Origin of the sequence: Aeromonas sp. 600276, from assembly GCF_049175815.1 — a bacterium.
GTDB lineage: Bacteria > Pseudomonadota > Gammaproteobacteria > Enterobacterales > Aeromonadaceae > Aeromonas > Aeromonas dhakensis.
On record NZ_JAAKVU010000002.1, the window covers coordinates 311,378 to 330,008 of the forward strand.

Genomic DNA, 18,631 nt, shown 5'->3' on the forward strand with positions numbered 1-18,631 from the left:
GCATGCACTTTGCCTCATTCAGTGACTTTCTGGCGATGGGCGGTTACGCCTTCTACGTCTGGCTCTCCTTCGGTCTGACCCTGCTCTGCCTGGTCGGCATCGTCATTTCCACCCGAATGAAAACCCGCAGCCTGCTCGGCGAATTGCGCAGCAAGCAGGCGCGCGAGGCTCGTCGCAAGGCGGCCCAGCAGATGGAGAACACCCTATGAACCCGAGACGCAAAAAACGCCTCACCATCATCCTGGCGATCAGTGCCGGCCTTGCAGCCGTGATCGGCCTGGTGCTCTATGCCCTCAGCCAGAACATCGATCTCTTCTATACCCCGAGCGAGCTGGTGGAGGGCAAGGGGCCGGACAAGATCAAGCCGGAAGAGGGGCAGCGCCTGCGCATCGGAGGTCTGGTGGTGCCGGGCTCGGTGCAGCGGGATCCCCAGAGTCTCAAGGTGGCCTTCAAGCTGGTGGACAATGGCGGGCATCTGGTGACCGTCGAGTTTGACGGCATCCTGCCGGATCTGTTCCGCGAGGGGCAGGGCATCGTCGCCCAGGGCACCCTCAAGGATGCCACCACGGTCGCCGCCTTCGAGGTGCTGGCCAAGCACGATGAGAACTACATGCCGCCGGAAGTGGCCGATGCCACCAACGGCATGCACTTCAAGCCGGAATATACCGACGCGCAGTTGAAGGGGAGCAAGCAATGATCCCGGAATTAGGACAGTTCTCGCTGATCCTGGCATTTGCCACCGCCCTGCTGCTGGGCAGCTACCCGCTGCTCGGGGCCAAATGGGGGCGCCTTGGCATGATGTCGGCGGCCCGTCCGCTCGCCTATGCCCAGTTCCTGCTGCTGTTGCTGTCGTTCCTCTGCCTGACCTGGGCCTTCATCGACAACGATTTCACTGTGCAGTACGTGGCTACCAACTCCAACAGCTTGCTGCCGCTGCAATATCGCATCTCGGCGGTATGGGGGGCTCATGAGGGCTCCCTGCTGCTGTGGGTGCTGACGCTGGGGGGCTGGACGGCGGCGGTCGCCATGTTCAGCCGCCGCCTGCCGCTCGACGCGGTGGCGCGGGTGCTCGGCGTGCTCGGCCTCATCTCGGTCGGTTTCACCGCCTTCGTGCTGTTTACCTCCGACCCCTTCACCCGCACCTTGCCCTACTTCCCGGTGGATGGGCGCGATCTCAACCCGCTGCTGCAGGACCCGGGTCTCATCTTCCACCCGCCCATGCTCTACATGGGTTATGTGGGCTTCTCGGTGGCGTTTGCTTTCGCCATCGCGTCCCTGATGACCGGCCGGCTCGATGCCACCTGGGCGCGCTGGTCCCGCCCCTGGACCATGGCCGCCTGGGTCTTCCTGACGCTGGGTATCGTGCTGGGCTCCTGGTGGGCCTATTACGAGCTCGGCTGGGGCGGCTGGTGGTTCTGGGATCCGGTGGAAAACGCCTCCTTCATGCCCTGGCTGGCCGGCACCGCCCTGCTGCACTCGCTGGCAGTCAGTGAAAAGCGCGCCACCTTCAAGGCCTGGACCGTGCTGCTGGCGCTCTCGGCCTTCTCCCTGAGCCTGCTGGGTACCTTCCTGGTGCGCTCCGGCGTGTTGGTGTCGGTGCATGCGTTTGCCTCCGACCCGACCCGCGGGCTGTTCATTCTGGGCTTCTTGCTGGCGGTAATTGGTTCATCCTTGCTGCTGTTCGCCTTCAAGGGCTCCCAGGTGAGAAGCCATGGCAAGCACGAGCTGTGGAGCCGCGAGACCCTGCTGCTTGGCAACAACATCATGCTGGTGGCGGGCCTGCTGACCGTGCTGCTCGGCACCCTGCTGCCGCTGGTGCACAAGGAGCTGGGGCTGGGCAGCATCTCTATCGGTACTCCCTTCTTCAACCACATCTACAGCTGGCTGATCATCCCGTTCGCCCTGTTGCTGGGGGTCGGCCCGCTGTTTCGCTGGCGCCGTCAGGAGCTGGGCGAGCTCAAGGGCAAGGTAGTCCTGGCGCTCCTGCTGAGCCTGGCCGCCGCCATCCTGCTGCCGCTGCTGCTGGCCGAGGAGTTCAAGCCCTGGGCTGCGCTCGGTATCGGGCTTGGCGCCTGGATCATCGTGACCAGCGTGCAGGAAACCTGGGCGCGCGCCACCCACAAACACAGCTTTGCCGTCGGTGTACGGCGCCTTGGCAACAGCCACTGGGCCATGATCCTGGGCCACGTGGGTCTCGCGGTGAGCATCATCGGCATCGCCTGCACCCAGAACTACAGCATCGAGAAGGACTTGCGCATGCAGGCCGGCGATCGGGTTCATTTTGCGGATTATGAGTTCGTCTTCACCGGCATCAAGGAGAAGAACGGCCCCAACTACGACGGTTTCAAGGGCGTGCTGGAAGTGCACAAGGATGGCAAGCAGGTGGCTCTGCTCAAGCCGGAGAAGCGCATGTACAAGGTGACCCGGATGCCGATGACCGAGGCGGCCATCGATGCCGGCTTTACCCGGGATCTCTATGCGGCCCTTGGTGAGCAGCTCGACAACGGCGCCTGGGCGGTGCGGATCTACTACAAACCCTTCGTGCGCTGGATCTGGTTCGGCGGCGTCTTCATGGCCATTGGCGGCGTGCTGGCGATGCTGGACAAGCGCTACCGTTTCGGTCGTCGTGAAGAGGAGGCCAAGGCATGAGCAAGAAGACCTGGTTGTTTCTGATCCCCTTCATCGTCTTTCTGCTGGGGGCCGTGTTTCTGTTCAAGGGGCTCTACTCCGATCCCACCAAGCTCGAATCCGTGATGGTGGGCAAGGAGGTGCCCGTGTTCACCCTGCAGGATATCTATGACCTCAATAAGCAGCATGACAGGAGCATCCTCAAGGGACGCCCCATGCTGCTCAACGTCTGGGCCACCTGGTGCCCGACCTGCTACGGGGAGCACACCTACCTCAAGGAGCTGGCGGGGCAGGGGATCTACATCGTCGGCATGAACTACAAGGATGAGCGGGCCAAGGCCATCAACTGGCTGGCGGAGCTCGGCAATCCCTATCAGATCAATCTGTATGATCCCGACGGCATGCTGGGGCTGGATCTGGGGGTTTACGGCGCGCCGGAGACCTTCTTCATCGACAGTCAGGGCATCATCCGCTATCGCCACGTGGGTGACGTCAACCCCGAGGTGTGGGCATCGACCCTCAAACCCATCTATGACGCCATGAAGTGAGGGAGAACCCGATGAGAATCTTGATTGCATCCCTGCTGCTGCTGGCGGGACTGGGCGGGGCGGGTCAGGCGCTGGCCGCCATCGATGTCTACACCTTCGACAACGACGCCCAGGAGCAGACCTTTCGTGAACTGACCAAGGAGCTGCGCTGCCCCAAGTGCCAGAACCAGGACATCGCCGACTCCAATGCGGGCCTGGCCAAGGACCTGCGTGACAAGACCTACCAGATGGTGCGCGAGGGCAAGGAGAAGCAGGAGGTGGTGGACTACATGGTGGCCCGCTACGGCAACTTCATCCTGTACAACCCGCCGCTGATGGCCTCCACCCTGATCCTCTGGCTGGGGCCGCTGCTGGTGATCGTGGTGGGCATAGTCCTGGTGGTGGTGCGCAGTCGCCGTCGTCCCGCGGCAGCTACGCCGGCGGATAGCGCCCTGAGCGCGGAGGAGCAGCGTCGTCTGGCTGCCCTGCTCAAAGAGGAAGAGAAACAATGACCGCATTTTGGATAGTGATCGCGGCCCTGCTGGTGCTGGTGAGCCTGGCAGTGGTGTTGCCCCTGTGGCGGGGAGAGGGCCGGCAGAGCATCAGCCGCTCGGCCCTCAACAAACAACTCTATCGTCAGCGTCTGCTGGAGATCGGTGAAGAGCGCGAACAGGGGGTGCTGGCGGAAGAGCAGGACACCCTGATCGAGTTGCAGCGCAGCCTGCTGGACGACATCCCCGACGTGGAGCAGACCGCCCGTGGCGGCAAGAGTCTGATCTGGATCCCGGGTGTGCTGGTGCTGCTGGTGGTGAGCCTGGGGCTCTACTACAAGCTCGGTGCCTGGCAGGAGGTCAGCCGCTGGCAGGACGCCAGCAGCCGGTTGGGCGAGCTCAGCAACCGCATCCTGGTGGAGCGCAATGCAGAGGTCACCGAGCAGGATCTGCTGGACTTCACCCTGGCCCTGCGTACCCGCCTGAAAGAGGAACCGAACGATTACCGCGGCTGGCTGCTGCTGGGCCGACTGTCGCTGGATGGCAATGATCCCGATATGGCCCGCGAGGCGCTGGAGCGGGCCTACGGGTTGGCACCGCAGAAGGGGATGGTGGCGGTGCCCTATGCCCAGGCGCTGATGATGACAGGGGATGACGCGCAAGCCGATCAGCTGCTGCGAGGAGCCATCGCCCAGGATCCGGCCAATATCGAGGCGCGCTCCGTCTACGCCTTCATGGCCCTGCAAAAAGAGGACTTCAAGACCGCCCTGCAACGCTGGCGCGAGATGCTGCCGCTGATGGAGAAGGGCTCGACCCGCTACACCATGGTGGAGCGCTCCATCGACTATGCCGAGCAGCAGTTGAAGAAACGCGGCATGGCCAGTGAGACCGTGCCGGCGGAGGCGAGCGGACAGGGCACCGCTTCCGCCCAGGTGCTGGAGGTGAAGGCCGGCGAGTTCCCGCTCAAGGTGACGCTGGCCGATGGCATTGCGCTGCCGGAAGATGCCCATCTGTTCGTGTTTGCGGTGATCCCCAACGGGCCGCCCATTCCCATCGCGGTCAAGCGCATCCCAGGCCCGCACTTCCCGGTGACGCTGTCGCTGGGTGACGGCGATGCCATGATGGAGGGCAACAAGCTGTCTGCCTATCCCGAGCTGCAGTTCAAGGCGCGCCTCTCCCGTGGCGGCAACGTCATGAACAAGGAAGGGGCGTTCGAAGGGGCCTCGGTCCCGGTCGCCACCGGCTCAATTCCTTCAGCGCCGATTGACATCCGCATCGATCACGCCCTCTAATACGCCTCTGGCCCGGCCCTCGATGGGGCCGGGCTGCCTATAATTCAGATTAATCACAATAAAAAGCTAGGACTTCCATATGCATGTGCGTGTAGGGGCATTGACGGTGGCCTTGTTGCTGGGTGGCTGTGCTGGCGGCCCGCCCAAGCCGGGCCCCGAGAGCCTTGACCTCAAGGAGACGCCGAGCCGGCCCGAAGCGACCAGCACGGCCAGTGACAGCCGTGACCCGTTTCAGGGTGCCAACCGGGCCATGTGGGCCGTCAACTACGATGTGCTGGAGCCCTACGTGGCTCGCCCCGTGGTGCACGGCTACGCCCGCTACGTTCCGCAGGGAATGAAGGATGGCATCGAGAATCTGGTGGAGAACTTCAACGAACCGAGCAGCATGGTCAACCACCTGCTGACCGGCGACTTGAAGGGGGCGGGTACCAACCTGGGCCGCTTCACCCTCAACACCACTGTGGGTCTGCTGGGGATCTTCGACGTGGCCAAGCATGCGGGCCTTGAGCGCAACAAGCTGGAGCTCTCTACCGTGCTCGGGCGCATGGACATAGGTGAGGGGGCCTACGTCATGGTGCCCGTCTATGGCCCCACCACCACCCGCGAGATAGTGGGGGATACCATAGACGTACTCTACTTCCCCTACTCGCTGCTGACTTTCCCGCTGAAAGCGGTGCACTGGGCGCTGAATGGTCTGGGTACCCGTTCCAAGCTGATCGATCAGGAGCGGATCATTGACAACGCGCTCGATCCTTACGCCCTGACCAAGGACTTCTATCTGCAGTACAACCAGAACAAGGTGACCGGTCGTCAGACCGAGCTCAAGCAAGAGCAGCAGGAGAAGCAAGACGATAGCAATCTGGATGACTATCTGGACGAGATCGACCAGTGATGCCTGTGCATCCCGGCTCGAATGTCAAAGGCGCCTGCGGGCGCCTTTTTGCTGGGCTGGCTGCCCTCGCGCCCATAAAAAACGCCCCGCAAGAGCGGGGCGTTTTGGCAAGAGTGTGGCGCTATCAGGCAGCCAGGTTCTTGGCCACGAATTCCCAGTTGACCAGGGCCCAGAAGGTTTCCATGTACTTCGGACGCAGGTTGCGGAAGTCGATGTAGTAGGCGTGCTCCCACAGGTCGACGGTCAGCAGCGGGGTGGTACCGGCTTCGGTCAGCGGGCAACCGGCGTTGGAGGTGTTGACGATGGCCAGGGAGCCGTCAGCCTTCTTCACCAACCAGGTCCAGCTGGAGCCGAAGTTGCCGATGGCAGACTTGGTGAACGCATCCTTGAACTCGGCGAAGGAGCCGAACGCCTTGGTGATGGCATCGGCCAGGGCGCCAGTAGGCTCGCCACCGCCGTTCGGGGAGAGGCAGTGCCAGTAGAAGGTGTGGTTCCAGATCTGGGCGGCGTTGTTGAAGATGCCACCAGTGGAGGTCTTGATGATCTCTTCCAGAGACTTGCCTTCAAACTCGGTACCCGGCACCAGGTTGTTCAGGTTGACCACGTAGGTGTTGTGGTGCTTGCCGTGGTGGTATTCCAGAGTTTCCTGGGAGATGTGCGGTTCCAGAGCATTGATTGCATAGGGCAGAGCGGGAAGTTCGAATGCCATTTTCTACTCTCCATTGGCTGGCCGTGCGAAGGCGACGGTTGCAAGACATTGCGTACTCTTTTCTATTTTGAAAAGAATTGTTCTTGAAGTGATGGGGCCAGTTGGCCCAAAGCCCATCGATTGTACCAGCATCAAAGATGGCCTAACAACTCTTGATTCTCGCCATGATCCGGATCAAGCTGCGGCGTATTGATTCGTCACTTCTTGCTGTTGCCGCGGTTTGCCAGTTTGTGGTCTGCCCGGATTGCAGTAGAATGGCCGCCGAAATCGCTCTAGTGAGGCACCTATGGAAACTATTGAAAAGATCAAACAGCAGCTGGCTGAAAACCCCATCATTCTGTACATGAAGGGCTCCCCCAAGCTACCCAGCTGCGGTTTCTCTGCCCAGGCCTCCCAGGCCCTGATGTCCTGTGGCGAGCCGTTTGCTTACGTCGACATCCTGCAAAACCCGGACATCCGCGCCGAGTTGCCGAAGTTTGCCAACTGGCCCACCTTCCCGCAGCTGTGGGTCGAGGGCGAGCTGGTCGGCGGCTGCGACATCATGATCGAGATGTTCCAGGCTGGCGAACTGCAGACCCTGATCAAGGAAACTGCCGCCAAACACAAGCAGGATGACGCAGCCGCCGAATAAGGCCGCCATCGCATCATGCAAAAAGGGGAGCCATCGGCTCCCCTTTTCTTATGCTGCAAGACGGTATCAGGCGATGCGCTCGATGCGCGCCAGATAGAAGCCGTCGAAACCGGTGGCCGCCGGGCTCACGGTATGATCACCGAGCAGGCGGAAGTTGTCGTTGGCGGCGAGGAATTTGTCCACCTGCTGGCGGTTCTCCTCGGGCAGGATGGAGCAGGTGGCGTAGACCAGCATGCCGCCCACCTTCACCATCTGGCTGTAGCGTTGCAGGATCTCTTCCTGCAGGGCGACCAGCACCGGCAGCCGCTCGGCGGTATCGCGCCACTTGGCATCCGGATTGCGCTTGAGCACGCCCAGGCCGGAGCAGGGCACGTCCAGCAGCAGGCGATCCGCGCTCTCTTTGAGGCGCTTGACGGTCTTGCTGCTGGTGATGACCCGGGTCTCCACGTTGTGGGCACCGGCGCGGCGGGCGCGCTGCTTGAGGTTTTCGAGCTTCCACTCTTCCACGTCCATCGCCAGCAGGCGGCCCTTGCCCTTCATCATGGCGGCCAGATGCAGGGTCTTGCCGCCGGCACCGGCACAGGCGTCGATCACCCGCATGCCGGGGGCTACGTCCAGCGCCGCCGCGATGTGCTGGGAGCCGGCATCCTGCTGCTCGAACCAGCCGTCAGCAAAGGCGTTGGTGCGAAACAGGGCGGCATCCGAGGTCACTTCCAGGGCGCTCTCGACCCCTTCCACCGGTACAGTGGTGACCTGCTCTTTGGCCAGCGCCGCCTGCAGCTCGTCACGGGTGCACTTGAGGGTGTTGACCCGCAGGTAACGCTTGGGCATGGCGGTCAGGGCGGCACGCTCGGCCGGCCAGGCATCGCCCAGCTGCTCGCTGCCGAGCTTTTCCAGCCAGGTCGGGCAGCCATCCATCAGTACCGGGTTTTTCTTGGCTTCGGTCAGGCGGCGACGAAACGCCTCTTCATTGAAGCGATCCAGGGTCGGGTGGTTGGGTTGAGCTATCTTGTGGAAAGCATGCCAGCTGTGCAGCAGCGGCCAGACGTGCTTCTCGGCCTGGCGGACCTGAATACCGGTCAGGGCGCAGTAGAGGCTGAGGCGACGCAGCAGATCGCCGGTGACCAGGGCAATCCTTGCCTGTTCTTGCGGTTTGAGTTCGATGCCGGAGAAGTGACGGGCATAGGCGCGATCCAGGGTGAGACCCTGGCCCAGCACATCGTCAACAATGGCAACGACCAGGTCCCCGAGACGGGGCAACAGTGGGGATTTGAGCATGAGATTAACCTTGGTCAGAAAAAGACGAACCGTCGCCATGGTGACGCGGCTCAAAAACTGATAAATCCGCGCAATGATAGGGGCTAGACAGGGTTGGTGCAACACTCCCCATTCGGGGAAGATAGGGTGGATGCTGCTGGACTAATCGGACCAGCAGGCGAATGATGCCGGTTGCAGTTCAGGTGAGTGCATTTTAAAAGGACTAAAAAGATGCAGTTGATGAAATTTTCTCCCTTGGCGCTGGTGGTTGCCAGCTTGATGAGTTCGGGCGGCCTTGCGGCCAAGGAGTGGGATACGGTCGCGGCGCGCGCCACCGCCGCCGACGGTTATGAAGTGCGGGCCAACCAGTTTCGGGTGGCCAAGGTGCCCATCGACTATTTTGCCGGACTGCAAGCCGGGGCGGGTTCGCTGACCCTGCCGCTGCCCGACGGGGGAGAGGTGACCTTCGCCCTGCAGGCCTATGACCTGCTGCCGGCCGATCAGGCGGCCAAATTCCCCGAAATTAAGACCTTCAAGGGTCACAATCCGGCGGCGCCGGTAGAGACGGGGCGTTTTGATCTGGGGCCGCTGGGTTTCCACGCCATGTTCAGCCATCAGGGCAAGACGGTGTTCGTCGATCCCCTCAGCAATGCCGAGGGGTATGCCGTCTATTACCAGCAAGACGCCTACAGCAGGTTGGCGGAGGAAGCGGACAAGGTTATTGGCAGCGATGCCAGCAAGGCGTTGGCGCACAAGGTGCAGGTGGATGGCAACGTGCGCAAGCGCTACGTCATCGCCATCTCGGCGGCGGGGGAATACACCCAGTTCCACGGCGGCTCCAAGGTGCTGGCCACCGCGGCCATCGCCACCCTGCTCAACCGGGTCAACGAGGTGTACCAGCGCGACGTGGGGGCCGAATTCCAGTTGGCCAGTGGTAACGACAACATCATCTTTACCGATCCGGCCAGCGATCCCTTCACCAATAGTGACGCCGACGTCGATATCAACAGCGTGGTGCAGGCCAATGCCCAGACCCTGCCCAGCACGCCGCTGGGACCGTTTGACATTGGCCATGTGGTCAATACCGGAGGCGGTGGTCTGGCCGGCCTCGGTGTGCTCTGTATGGCTGACAAGTCGGCCGGCATGACAGGTTCCGCCACCCCGGTGGGGGATGCCTTCTTTATCGACTATGTGGCCCACGAGATTGGCCACCAGTTCGGCGCCGATCACACCTTCAACGGCACCACCAACAGCTGTGGCAGCGGCAATCGTGAGGCGAGCCAAGCCTGGGAGCCGGGCAGCGGTACCTCCATCATGGCCTATGCGGGCATCTGCGGGGAGGAGAACATCCAGCCCCACAGCGACCCCTATTTCCACAGCAAGTCCATCGAGCAGATGCGGGCACACATGGCGACCGTGCCGACCTGTGGCACCTCCATCGACCTTGTCAACAACGCGCCCCAGGCGGCGGCCGGGGCCGGCCGCATCATTCCGGCCAACACGCCGTTCGTGCTCAAGGGGGCCGGCGCCGATCTGGACGGGGATCCCCTGACCTACACCTGGGAGCAGATCGATCTGGGCACGGAGTCGAGCAGCCTGGCCACCATGGTGGACGACGGCAGCCGGCCGCTGTTTCGCTTTGTCTCCCCCACCAGCTCACCGGAGCGGATCCTGCCGAGCCTGCCCTCCCTGCTCTCGGGCACGCTCGCCAAGGGCGAGGCCTGGCCCACCACCAACCGGGATCTCAACTTCCGGCTGACGGTGCGTGACGGCAAGGGCGGTGTCGCCAGCGATGACATGAAGGTGCAGGTGGTCAATACCGGCAGCGCCTTCCGGCTGACTGCGCCGCTTGGGGTGTCGTTGACGCCGGGGGCAAGTCAGGCGGTCAGCTGGGATGTGGCCGGCACCAACCTGGCACCGATCAGCTGCAGCAAGGTGGACCTGTTCCTGACCCAGAACGAGGGAACCAGCTGGAGCAGCCTGGCGGTTAGCCAGCCCAACAGCGGCTCGGCCACCGTGACCCTGCCGGCGGATCTGGCCAGCGCCGCCCGTCTGAAGGTGGCTTGCAGCGACAACATCTTCTTCGCCATCAGCCCGGCCAAGCTGCCGGTCGTCCAAAGCGGCGGCAGCTCGGGCGGTGGTGGCGGTGGCGCCCTCGGTCTCTGGACCCTGGCGCTGGCCCTGCTGGGCTGGCAGCGGAGGCGCGGATGAGAGCGGCCTGGCTGGTGCTGGCGTCCCTGCTCGGCGGCTGTCAGGCCGACGCCGATACCCTGGAGCAGGCGGTCAGCGCCAGCCTGGCCAAGCAGGATTACCGGCTGATCGTGCGGGCCGGGCGAGGCGAGGTGGCGCCCGGCATAGCGCCGGAGCAGCAGGCATCAGCCAAGGCCCGCTGCGGCGTGCGCTATCTGGAGGGGCTGGGGGATGTGATCAAGCCAGGCCAGCAGGAGGCCCAGGCCAAGCTGGCGGCCTACGCGGCCGACTACAACCGGCGCATGCTGGCGCACTGCCCGTCACTACCGGCGACGGATCGGCAGTGACAGAGGGCCGTCAAGGTCAACAGGGGGAGGCGCGAGCCTCCCTCTTTTTTACGGCTGTCATTTGCCGGTCACAAGGCTTGTACCCATGGCGTGCTCGTCGCACAATGCCTGCACGCATGGCCGCATGGGCGGCAAAGAGAGAAGGAAAATCAAGATGATGGATGTAGCCGATCTGCGCCGTGAATACACCCGGGGTGGACTGCACAGGGCCGATCTGCCGGCCGAGCCCCTCGCCCTGTTCGAGAAGTGGCTGGCCCAGGCGTGCGAAGCCAGGCTGACCGACCCCACCGCCATGGTGGTGGGCACAGTGGATGCCGACGGCCAGCCCTGGCAGCGCACCGTGCTGCTCAAGCACTACGACGCCGAAGGCATGGTGTTCTACACCAACATGGGTAGTCGCAAGGCGCACCAGTTGGAGGGCAACCCCCGCATCAGCCTGCTCTTCCCCTGGCACACCCTGGACAGACAGGTGCATGTGACCGGCCGGGTGGAGAAGATGAGCACCTTCGAGGTGATGAAGTATTTCCACAGCCGCCCCAAAGACAGCCAGATCGCCGCCTGGGTCTCCAAACAGTCGACCCGCATCTCGGCGCGCGGCGTGCTGGAGGCCAAGTTCCTCGAACTCAAGCAGAAGTTTGCCAATGGCGAGGTGCCGCTGCCGAGCTTCTGGGGCGGTTTCCGGGTGCGCATAGACACGGTCGAGTTCTGGCAGGGGGGCGAGCATCGCCTGCACGATCGCTTCTACTACACCCGTGAAGGGGAAGGGTGGCACATCGAGCGGCTGGCGCCCTGAGCACCCCGCTAGCCTTTTGCTGCTGACAAGGAGTCTGTATGCGTCTGTATGGCGATCTGAAGTCCGGCAACTGCTACAAGCCCTGGCTGCTGGCCCGCTGGCTTGAGCTGCCCCTCGAATGGGTGCCGGTGGATGTGCTGGCGGGGGAGACCCGCACCCCCGATTTTCTGGCTCTGAACCCCAACGGCAAGATCCCGGTGCTGGAGCTGGCCCAGGGCGACACCCTGGCGGAGTCCAACGCCATCCTCTTCTACCTGGCGCAGGGGTCGCCCCTGTGGCCGGCCGAGCCGCGCCAGCAGGCCGAGGTGCTCAAGTGGCTGTTCTTCGAGCAGTACAGCCATGAGCCCTATATCGCGGTAGCCCGTTTCATTGTTCACTATCTGGGGCGGCCGGAGTCCCAGGAGGCGCGCCTCGATGGGCTCAAGGCTGGCGGCGAGAAGGCGTTGGCGGTGCTGGAGCAGCGGCTCAAGCAGAGTTCCTACCTGTGCGGTGAGGCGCCGACCATCGCCGACATCGCACTGTACGCCTACACCCATGTGGCGGAGGAGGGGATCTTCTCGTTGCAGGGGTGGCCCGCCATCCGGGCCTGGATTTCCCGTATCGAGGCGCATCCCCGCCATCTGAGCCTGCCTGCAGCCTGTCAGGCCGGCTGATGGAACTGCTGATCGAGTGCGCCCTGTGGCAGCCCCACTGGGCGCCGGTGCTGCAGGCCTGGCAGCGGCAGGGCCATGGTTGGCAGTTGCTGCAGAGCAAGGTCGATGAGCGTTTGCCGAGCGATACCGGCGGACTCTGGTCCTGTTGTCCGCCCGATGGCGTGCGTTCGGCTAGCGCACTGCTGGCCGCCTGGCTGGACGGCGATCTGCCCGGCCAGCAGGCCGTTGATCCGAGCCGGCAGATCCTCATCAGTGGCTCGGCCTCCCTGCTGACCCTGGCGCGAGAGGAGGGGCTGCTGACCCTGGGAGGGCAGGGGGCCGATCTGGCGCTGACGGCGCAGGACGATCTGGGCGCCGTGCTCAATCGCCTGCTGGCCCGCTGTCTGACGGTGCCGGTGCTGGCCGAGCCCGCCTCGCAGTTGGGGCCTGCCCTGCAACTGCGCCCCCTGCTGGCGTGCGATGAGGCCGAGGTGGTGCACTATTGCAGCGATGCGGCGCTCGCCCGCTACACCCTCAACATTCCCCACCCCTATCCGCCGGAGGCGGCCCGCGACTGGCTGGCCGGCTGCTGGCGCAAGGCGGCGCTCGGATTGGGCTGGAGCTGGGCGCTGACCCTGCCGGCTGGCGAGGGCCATGCGCCGCTGGTGGGGGTGATCTCGCTGCACTGGAACGGCGAGCTGGCCTGGTGGGTGGGTGTGCCTTGGCAAAATCGCGGGCTGGCGACCCGGGCCGCCCAGCTGGTGAAGGCCTTTGCGTTCGACCGGCTGCAGCTGCCGGTGCTCACCGCCCGCCACATGCCGGACAACCATGCCTCCGGCCGGGTGATGGCCAAGCTGGGCATGCGCTACTGCGGCCGACGGGCATTGAGTGGCCAGCGCCAGCGCTTAAGTCAGAGCCAGAACAAGGTGAGCTACTGGCAGCTGGCGCGAAGCCTGACGCTGGCGGCGCCGGTCGAACAGCAGCTGGTCCCCTTGCTGGCCGACGCGCGGGTGGTGGCAGCCATCCTGCAGACACAGGTCGGGGAGGGGGCGCCGCAGCGGCTGGCGCTGTTCATGACAAATCGGGATGGGGAAGAAGGGGCCGAGCTCGCCGCCGCGCCGCTACGCTCCCTGGATACTGACGGGCCGCTGGCGGTGGAATACTACGACCAGGATGCGCTGGCGCAGGCCGAGCCGGAGCAGCTCCATCTGCTGCGCGGCCTGCTGCTGAAAGACGCCGAGGAGCAGGGGCTGGACTACCTGCTGCAGCTGGCCAGCCTGCAGCGCCAGGGACCTGTGTTGCTGACCCTGGCGGAGCGGCACCTGCGCCTGCGCTGGCTCGCAAGTGAGGAGTCCAGACTCGCCCTGCTGGCCGCTGCGCCGCTCACCCATCGCTACCATTTGCTTGACTTGTTGGTGGCCTTGCCCGCTCTGCTCGATGAGCTGGCCGGTCGCTGGCATCGGGATGCCGACGACACCTTGGCCTGGCTGGCACGGGCCGAACCGCCGCTGTTCAACGCCTATCGAACCGCCATCACCCGCCTGCAACCGGCCGATCTGCATGAGTTGCTGGCGCAGGTGGCGGATCGTTTTCCTGAGTCCACCCTCCCATTTCTGGACAAAGATGCTCAGGGCGGCGGGCAGTTTGTGGAATAATGCCCGCTCTGCTGTACGAGGAGTAACGCTGTATGCTGAGAACCGAGCGCCCTGGCGACATGCTGCCGGTCTATGACCTGGTGAGTGCCGCCTTTGGCCGTACCGACGAGGCCGAACTGGTCAACCGCCTGCGCGAATGCGGCGCCGCCGTGGTGACCATGGTCGAGGAGGAGGAGTACGAGTTCATGGGGCACCTGATGCTGAGCCCGATCACCATTAACGGGGTGGAGGGGCCCTGGCTTGGTCTTGCGCCCGTGGCGGTCCATCCCGATTGGCAGGGGCAGGGCATAGGGTCGGATCTGGTACGCGAGGGGCTGGACACGGCGCTGGAGATGGACTGGAAGGCGGTGGTGGTGCTGGGTGACCCGACCTATTACAGCCGCTTCGGTTTTCGCCCCGCCAGCGAGTTCGGCCTGCACTGCATCTACGAAGTGCCCGCCGACTGCTTCATGGCGATGGAGCTGCAGGAAGGCGGTCTGGCTGGCGTGCAGGGGGAGGTGCTCTACCACCCGCTGTTTGACGAACTTCCCGAAGAACAATGAGCCACGCAAACGGCAGCCAGGGGCTGCCGTTTTGTTATCTGAATGCGCTGCAGATGCTGTGTCTCCCCCCTCGAATAGTCGATGGTTTTTCCTTCCCCATCTCATCATTGCGGATCGTATTCACGAGCACACCGGTGAGCTAATGCCACTTTGCTCCGTGCTGGGATATATAGTGCGTACCACCTTTATCTGGAAATCATGGTGCTGCCCTGCAGCCTGATGGCACCTTGCTGCATTTTTGGGGGGCTCTTTTCGAAATATATTGTTACAACTTTTTCTCGGCAATATCTGTTTTTGTCTAACGGGTAACATTTTCTGGTTAGACCTCATTATTGATGTTTGACTCAAATGAGGATTGGCAGGTAGGTTGTGCAATATATAAACAAGGAGGCTTGATACGGTTGCCTTGGCTTTAATTGTTAATATCCTCCTTGCCTTGTATATCGGTAGTGCTGCTGTCATGCATATATTGACGATGCTGATAGGGCAGCCTATTTACACCTCTCATAGAACAACAACCATATGCTCGGTCATGATGACATGGCCCGCCAGACTATTGCCTGAAATATTTAATAATCTGGGAAGCAATGAGCACTGATAGGGATATATAATATGAAAAAACTTTCAGAAATAATCCATCGTGAAGTTTCACAAGGGCGTCGGGATTTTCTGACGTTCTCCTCCATGTCGCTGATAGGCCTGGCTGCCGGCACTGTCTTCCCAGCCCCGGTGAAAGCCGCTATTGCTGTCCTGAATAGTGGCAATTTCGCCGAGCTGGATGGGATCAATTTTTACGTGATGGCATCTAACCAGCCCGTCGTTGATTCGAACCGGGTCAACTTTGTACAAGAAACCGATGAAGCGCAATATCTTGCCCAGGTGATGTTTCAAGAGCTGATGAAGTTTGAATTCCAGTATCAGAACAGCTCATTGAGCGAAGCGTTAGGCTCTGGCATGAAGCCTAACAATAATGTGCTGACCATGAGTGATGGCATCAACTCGGTCAATACTATTTACAGCAGCAACCGACGCTATTTTACCGATAATATGGTTGAATATGTGAGTGGCTTGTTGCAGAACTCATATAGCAAGCAAACCAATGTCACTGTGGCAGACCGGAAGCTGTATAACTCTTGGGATATGGTGAAGGTAAATGCAAATATCAAGAAAGCTGAAAAGGGTACGCAGTTTAAAGAAATTATCGATCAGCTATACTCTGTCGCCACCCATTATTGTCAAAGCGGAAAGTTAACCGGCTACAAAGCAGCGGGGGAAAACTGGGCTCGTCAACTTATCGAACACTACTCCAAGAATGAGGTGTTAGAGGAACTGATCAGCTCTTTCAAAGTTCAGGAGTATCTGGGAGCTGGTTCATCGTTTGAAAAGGCGATGTGGCAAGTCTACAACACCATCAATAAAGTAAGAGCGCTCAATATATCATCTGGTCGTCGCATCACCGAGGATGAGCTGAAAAAATTTGAACGTACCCTGGCGGGTTCTGTATACAGCGGGTTTGCCATGAACATGAGCTGGGGCCAACAAAGCGAGAAATACACAGTCCTGGCCAACAGGAGAAATTTCGATGATGTGGTGACCTTGCTGAGAAATGAAAGCGGGACTCAGCGCACCTTCTGGAACAGTTTCTTCAACCAGAATAGCCCGGATAGTTTCTGGAATGAACTGAACAACATGAGCTTGAGAACGAGCACCCTGCAGGATGAGGGGGCCCGGCAGCGCATTCTTCAACGATATCCTGCGCTGGCAGGGACGGTGGGCAGTATGGCTCCCACAGCCTTCTCCGGTGTGGCTCCCGCTGCCTTCCCCATCGATTCATTCCTTTCCGTGTTCACCTTGTTGCTGGGGGTGGGCAACTTTACCTGGTTGACGGCGACCGATCGGGAGGAATGGAGCAACCCTGTGCCTTTGATGGAGTTGGGGGCAGCCCTGTTTGATGTGACATTGAATCTGATCCAGCTCGGTCGATTCCTTGATAAAGTGACCATGTTTATTTATGGCAATGGTGAAGGCATCATCAACAGCATTGCCATCAACATGGGTAAATTCAGTCAATTCTTGAGCAACCTTACCGCCAAGGGCCAGCATCTCACGAATGTATTAGAGCGGCAGATAGCCAGCAAGATGTTTCTCGCCACGCAAAATATCACCCGGATTATCAATATATGTTTTGTCGGATTGGCGGCGCTGGGGGCGGCCTTGGCCGCGTATAACCTATATCAGGCTGTCGAGGGTGGCGATATAGGTGATATTATATTTGCGGCAATCAATATGTTGGTCGCCACGGTGGCGTTGGGCGTCGCCGTGGCCTCTTTTATGGGCTTTGCCATTGCTGGCCCCCTGGGGATTATTGTCGCGGTGATAGGCATAGTGGTGGCCATCGCCCAATGGATCTACACATTACTCAAAAAAGAAGAGGTTAAACCTACCCCGATCGCGAGATATACCAACGAGTATATTAAACCGAAGGGGCTTGAGTATGAAGACCTGGGGGCATATATTTGCCGAGTGTCCAGTTATTGGAAGCGAACTCTGGTATGCGCCTTCGATGCAAGGACCATGAATACCGATTGGGATTACGTCCCAAGTATCGCGGATCATGACAACCCGATTTATACCCAGCCGGGGGCATTGGTCACCTCCCCAAGAAATGGCAGGATTTATAACTTTGCCAATATTCAGAAGCCAGGCTACGGAAATATATCGAACTTCTTCACTGCGGGAGCCACCACCCCAATCAGTAACTGGTGGCCGGGAAGTGATTTGCAGACCTGTGTGCATGCCGTCGAGAGTCAGGCAAACAATAATAGTCGCGCAGCAATATTTGTGGTGCTGGGCAACAACTCAAGCTTTTCACGAGCCTTCTTGACGTCTCATCTGGAGGATGCCCCGACAAGCAGCAATGAACTGACGAGTCAATTAAATCTGGAGTGGCAAGAGTATCCGCTGGATGTGGTTGCCATCAATGGCCTTGACGAGACCATGTTCCTTATCTTTACGACCCGGCATATCTATCAAGTAAAAGGTGGGCTAGCCCGCAGGATAATATCTGACTTTGTCGGTCAGCGCGATGCACCGATAACCTATGGCCTGAATGCACTGGCGCTCGGTACCAATGTGAATTTGATCTATCGGTTAAATGGTCTGCAGGCGCCCGATACCCGCTACCATTATCTGCTGACCCGGGATGACAATGGTGACTATACCAGCATGAAATTGCTGCGGACCATCAATAATCCCATGTCCTCAGACTCGCCGATTGTTGGCCGGCTGTTCAAGAAAACCAACGATCTGGTTTCGCGGATGGACTTTATGTATCACGATGGCAAGAGTGGTTATGCGCGTTATGGCGCAATCATGAACAAGACTGATGATGCCTCCTTGTCATTGTACAATGGGGTGGAATTTCAGGTGCCGGACAATGGATTCCGCTCCTTCTACAAGAATGCGTTTATTCCCAAATAACACAGTCGGCACGCTTTCAGGCGTTCACGTCCCGGGCCATGGAGGACCCGCCACGCCCTTGTCGGCAACACTCAAAAGCCCTCAGCGAGGGCTTTTTTTATGTCATCCCCTTGCGTGTACAGGGCTTGCTCAGGCGCGGGTATCGAGCAGGTTGCCCTTGCGATCTTCGGCCCCTGTCATGCCCGCCAGTTGCTTGCCAAGGGGGCTCTGCCGGTATTGCAGGTAGTCGCCGAGCTGCTGTTGCTGCTGGTTGCGTGCTTCCATCCGGTAGAGATCGACGGCCGTCGGGGCGCTTTTATCATCGCTCTCCTGCCCACTGGCTTGCAGATAGCGATCCACGGCGGCCTTGTCCTGCTGCTGCTCTGTGTAGGAGACGGCCAGAGTGCGGCGGGTGGTCTCTTTCTCCTCCTGCGTCGCCACGTATTCAGCTCTCTTGTCCAGCGCCTTGTCACGGCCCTGGTTGAGCTGCTCCGGGGTCAGCTTGGGATAGGCGTTGTCATAACCGGGCAACGGCATGGGACGAGTGCTGATCTGCATGGGATACCTCTCTGCTAAACCTGGCTGC

The 18,631-nt window shown here is 60.9% G+C and carries 18 protein-coding genes; 15 read left to right on the forward strand and 3 right to left on the reverse strand.

What is annotated here, in order from left to right; translation table 11 throughout:
• The first annotated feature begins 2 nt into the window (after positions 1-2).
• The 7 genes from ccmD (at position 3) to G5134_RS03540 (ending at position 5,830) form a co-directional block, all read left to right on the forward strand.
• On the forward strand, positions 3-209 hold the full coding sequence (gene ccmD / locus G5134_RS03510) for a heme exporter protein CcmD (RefSeq protein WP_005298845.1): 207 nt from the start codon (positions 3-5) through the stop codon (positions 207-209).
• Positions 206-697 carry a cytochrome c maturation protein CcmE gene (gene ccmE / locus G5134_RS03515; RefSeq protein WP_005298847.1) on the forward strand — a complete coding sequence of 164 codons (492 nt, stop codon included), beginning with the start codon at positions 206-208 and terminating at the stop codon, positions 695-697. Before ccmD ends, ccmE begins: the two co-directional genes overlap by 4 nt.
• Positions 694-2,649 carry a heme lyase CcmF/NrfE family subunit gene (locus G5134_RS03520; RefSeq protein WP_065018248.1) on the forward strand — a complete coding sequence of 652 codons (1,956 nt, stop codon included), beginning with the start codon at positions 694-696 and terminating at the stop codon, positions 2,647-2,649. The genes ccmE and G5134_RS03520 overlap by 4 nt, the downstream gene beginning before the upstream one ends.
• Positions 2,646-3,176, forward strand: coding sequence for a DsbE family thiol:disulfide interchange protein (locus G5134_RS03525; RefSeq protein WP_010634605.1), 531 nt, complete (start codon positions 2,646-2,648; stop codon positions 3,174-3,176). The genes G5134_RS03520 and G5134_RS03525 overlap by 4 nt, the downstream gene beginning before the upstream one ends.
• Before the next feature lie 11 nt (positions 3,177-3,187).
• Positions 3,188-3,667, forward strand: coding sequence for a cytochrome c-type biogenesis protein (locus G5134_RS03530; RefSeq protein ID WP_005298856.1), 480 nt, complete (start codon positions 3,188-3,190; stop codon positions 3,665-3,667).
• The gene (gene ccmI / locus G5134_RS03535; protein ID WP_065018249.1) at positions 3,664-4,938 is read left to right on the forward strand and encodes a c-type cytochrome biogenesis protein CcmI; all 1,275 of its coding nucleotides are present in this window, start codon (positions 3,664-3,666) and stop codon (positions 4,936-4,938) included. Before G5134_RS03530 ends, ccmI begins: the two co-directional genes overlap by 4 nt.
• A gap of 79 nt (positions 4,939-5,017) precedes the next feature.
• Entirely contained in the window at positions 5,018-5,830 is an 813-nt protein-coding gene (locus G5134_RS03540; RefSeq protein WP_005298859.1) for an MlaA family lipoprotein, read from the forward strand.
• A gap of 124 nt (positions 5,831-5,954) precedes the next feature.
• Here the strand turns inward: G5134_RS03540 and sodB are convergent, their stop codons facing one another.
• Complete coding sequence (gene sodB / locus G5134_RS03545; protein WP_005298860.1) at positions 5,955-6,539, reverse strand: superoxide dismutase [Fe]; 585 nt, start codon at positions 6,537-6,539, stop codon at positions 5,955-5,957.
• A 286-nt stretch (positions 6,540-6,825) separates the two neighbouring features.
• On the opposite strand from sodB, the gene G5134_RS03550 reads away from it, so the two are divergent.
• Positions 6,826-7,170, forward strand: a complete 345-nt coding sequence (locus G5134_RS03550) for a Grx4 family monothiol glutaredoxin (RefSeq protein ID WP_010673955.1) — start codon at positions 6,826-6,828, stop codon at positions 7,168-7,170.
• Between the two features lie 66 nt (positions 7,171-7,236).
• Here the strand turns inward: G5134_RS03550 and G5134_RS03555 are convergent, their stop codons facing one another.
• Positions 7,237-8,448, reverse strand: coding sequence for an RsmB/NOP family class I SAM-dependent RNA methyltransferase (locus G5134_RS03555; protein ID WP_019839609.1), 1,212 nt, complete (start codon positions 8,446-8,448; stop codon positions 7,237-7,239).
• Between the two features lie 210 nt (positions 8,449-8,658).
• Between G5134_RS03555 and G5134_RS03560 the strand changes: the two genes are divergently transcribed.
• The 7 genes from G5134_RS03560 to G5134_RS03590 all read left to right on the forward strand — a co-directional run bounded on the left by G5134_RS03560 (position 8,659) and on the right by G5134_RS03590 (position 18,066).
• Positions 8,659-10,638, forward strand: coding sequence for a reprolysin-like metallopeptidase (locus G5134_RS03560; protein ID WP_065018250.1), 1,980 nt, complete (start codon positions 8,659-8,661; stop codon positions 10,636-10,638).
• Positions 10,635-10,964, forward strand: a complete 330-nt coding sequence (locus tag G5134_RS03565) for a hypothetical protein (protein WP_024942908.1) — start codon at positions 10,635-10,637, stop codon at positions 10,962-10,964. The genes G5134_RS03560 and G5134_RS03565 overlap by 4 nt, the downstream gene beginning before the upstream one ends.
• A gap of 154 nt (positions 10,965-11,118) precedes the next feature.
• Positions 11,119-11,757, forward strand: a complete 639-nt coding sequence (gene pdxH / locus G5134_RS03570) for a pyridoxamine 5'-phosphate oxidase (RefSeq protein WP_005298871.1) — start codon at positions 11,119-11,121, stop codon at positions 11,755-11,757.
• Between the two features lie 38 nt (positions 11,758-11,795).
• The gene (locus G5134_RS03575) at positions 11,796-12,410 is read left to right on the forward strand and encodes a glutathione S-transferase family protein (RefSeq protein ID WP_219326391.1); all 615 of its coding nucleotides are present in this window, start codon (positions 11,796-11,798) and stop codon (positions 12,408-12,410) included.
• Positions 12,410-14,044 (forward strand): GNAT family N-acetyltransferase, encoded by a 1,635-nt coding sequence (locus G5134_RS03580; RefSeq protein ID WP_421231866.1) that lies wholly within the window; start codon positions 12,410-12,412, stop codon positions 14,042-14,044. Before G5134_RS03575 ends, G5134_RS03580 begins: the two co-directional genes overlap by 1 nt.
• Positions 14,045-14,076: 32 nt before the next feature.
• Positions 14,077-14,586, forward strand: coding sequence for a GNAT family N-acetyltransferase (locus G5134_RS03585; RefSeq protein ID WP_017788558.1), 510 nt, complete (start codon positions 14,077-14,079; stop codon positions 14,584-14,586).
• Positions 14,587-15,198: 612 nt separating this feature from the next.
• Positions 15,199-18,066, forward strand: coding sequence for a hypothetical protein (locus G5134_RS03590; protein ID WP_421231867.1), 2,868 nt, complete (start codon positions 15,199-15,201; stop codon positions 18,064-18,066).
• Between the two features lie 129 nt (positions 18,067-18,195).
• Here the strand turns inward: G5134_RS03590 and G5134_RS03595 are convergent, their stop codons facing one another.
• Positions 18,196-18,603, reverse strand: coding sequence for a hypothetical protein (locus tag G5134_RS03595; protein WP_065018254.1), 408 nt, complete (start codon positions 18,601-18,603; stop codon positions 18,196-18,198).
• Positions 18,604-18,631: the final 28 nt, after the last annotated feature.

Excerpts from the sequence above, each read along its gene's own strand:
- G5134_RS03595 (WP_065018254.1), bottom strand. The coding sequence starts at position 18,603 with ATGCAGATCAGCACTCGTCCCATGCCGTTGCCCGGTTATGACAACGCC.
- G5134_RS03540 (WP_005298859.1), top strand. The coding sequence starts at position 5,018 with ATGCATGTGCGTGTAGGGGCATTGACGGTGGCCTTGTTGCTGGGTGGC.
- ccmD (WP_005298845.1), top strand. The coding sequence starts at position 3 with ATGCACTTTGCCTCATTCAGTGACTTTCTGGCGATGGGCGGTTACGCC.
- G5134_RS03560 (WP_065018250.1), top strand. The coding sequence starts at position 8,659 with ATGCAGTTGATGAAATTTTCTCCCTTGGCGCTGGTGGTTGCCAGCTTG.
- ccmI (WP_065018249.1), top strand. The coding sequence starts at position 3,664 with ATGACCGCATTTTGGATAGTGATCGCGGCCCTGCTGGTGCTGGTGAGC.
- G5134_RS03575 (WP_219326391.1), top strand. The coding sequence starts at position 11,796 with ATGCGTCTGTATGGCGATCTGAAGTCCGGCAACTGCTACAAGCCCTGG.
- G5134_RS03580 (WP_421231866.1), top strand. The coding sequence starts at position 12,410 with ATGGAACTGCTGATCGAGTGCGCCCTGTGGCAGCCCCACTGGGCGCCG.
- G5134_RS03555 (WP_019839609.1), bottom strand. The coding sequence starts at position 8,448 with ATGCTCAAATCCCCACTGTTGCCCCGTCTCGGGGACCTGGTCGTTGCC.
- G5134_RS03550 (WP_010673955.1), top strand. The coding sequence starts at position 6,826 with ATGGAAACTATTGAAAAGATCAAACAGCAGCTGGCTGAAAACCCCATC.
- G5134_RS03585 (WP_017788558.1), top strand. The coding sequence starts at position 14,077 with ATGCTGAGAACCGAGCGCCCTGGCGACATGCTGCCGGTCTATGACCTG.
- G5134_RS03520 (WP_065018248.1), top strand. The coding sequence starts at position 694 with ATGATCCCGGAATTAGGACAGTTCTCGCTGATCCTGGCATTTGCCACC.
- G5134_RS03565 (WP_024942908.1), top strand. The coding sequence starts at position 10,635 with ATGAGAGCGGCCTGGCTGGTGCTGGCGTCCCTGCTCGGCGGCTGTCAG.
- sodB (WP_005298860.1), bottom strand. The coding sequence starts at position 6,539 with ATGGCATTCGAACTTCCCGCTCTGCCCTATGCAATCAATGCTCTGGAA.
- ccmE (WP_005298847.1), top strand. The coding sequence starts at position 206 with ATGAACCCGAGACGCAAAAAACGCCTCACCATCATCCTGGCGATCAGT.
- G5134_RS03525 (WP_010634605.1), top strand. The coding sequence starts at position 2,646 with ATGAGCAAGAAGACCTGGTTGTTTCTGATCCCCTTCATCGTCTTTCTG.
- G5134_RS03590 (WP_421231867.1), top strand. The coding sequence starts at position 15,199 with ATGAAAAAACTTTCAGAAATAATCCATCGTGAAGTTTCACAAGGGCGT.
- G5134_RS03530 (WP_005298856.1), top strand. The coding sequence starts at position 3,188 with ATGAGAATCTTGATTGCATCCCTGCTGCTGCTGGCGGGACTGGGCGGG.
- pdxH (WP_005298871.1), top strand. The coding sequence starts at position 11,119 with ATGATGGATGTAGCCGATCTGCGCCGTGAATACACCCGGGGTGGACTG.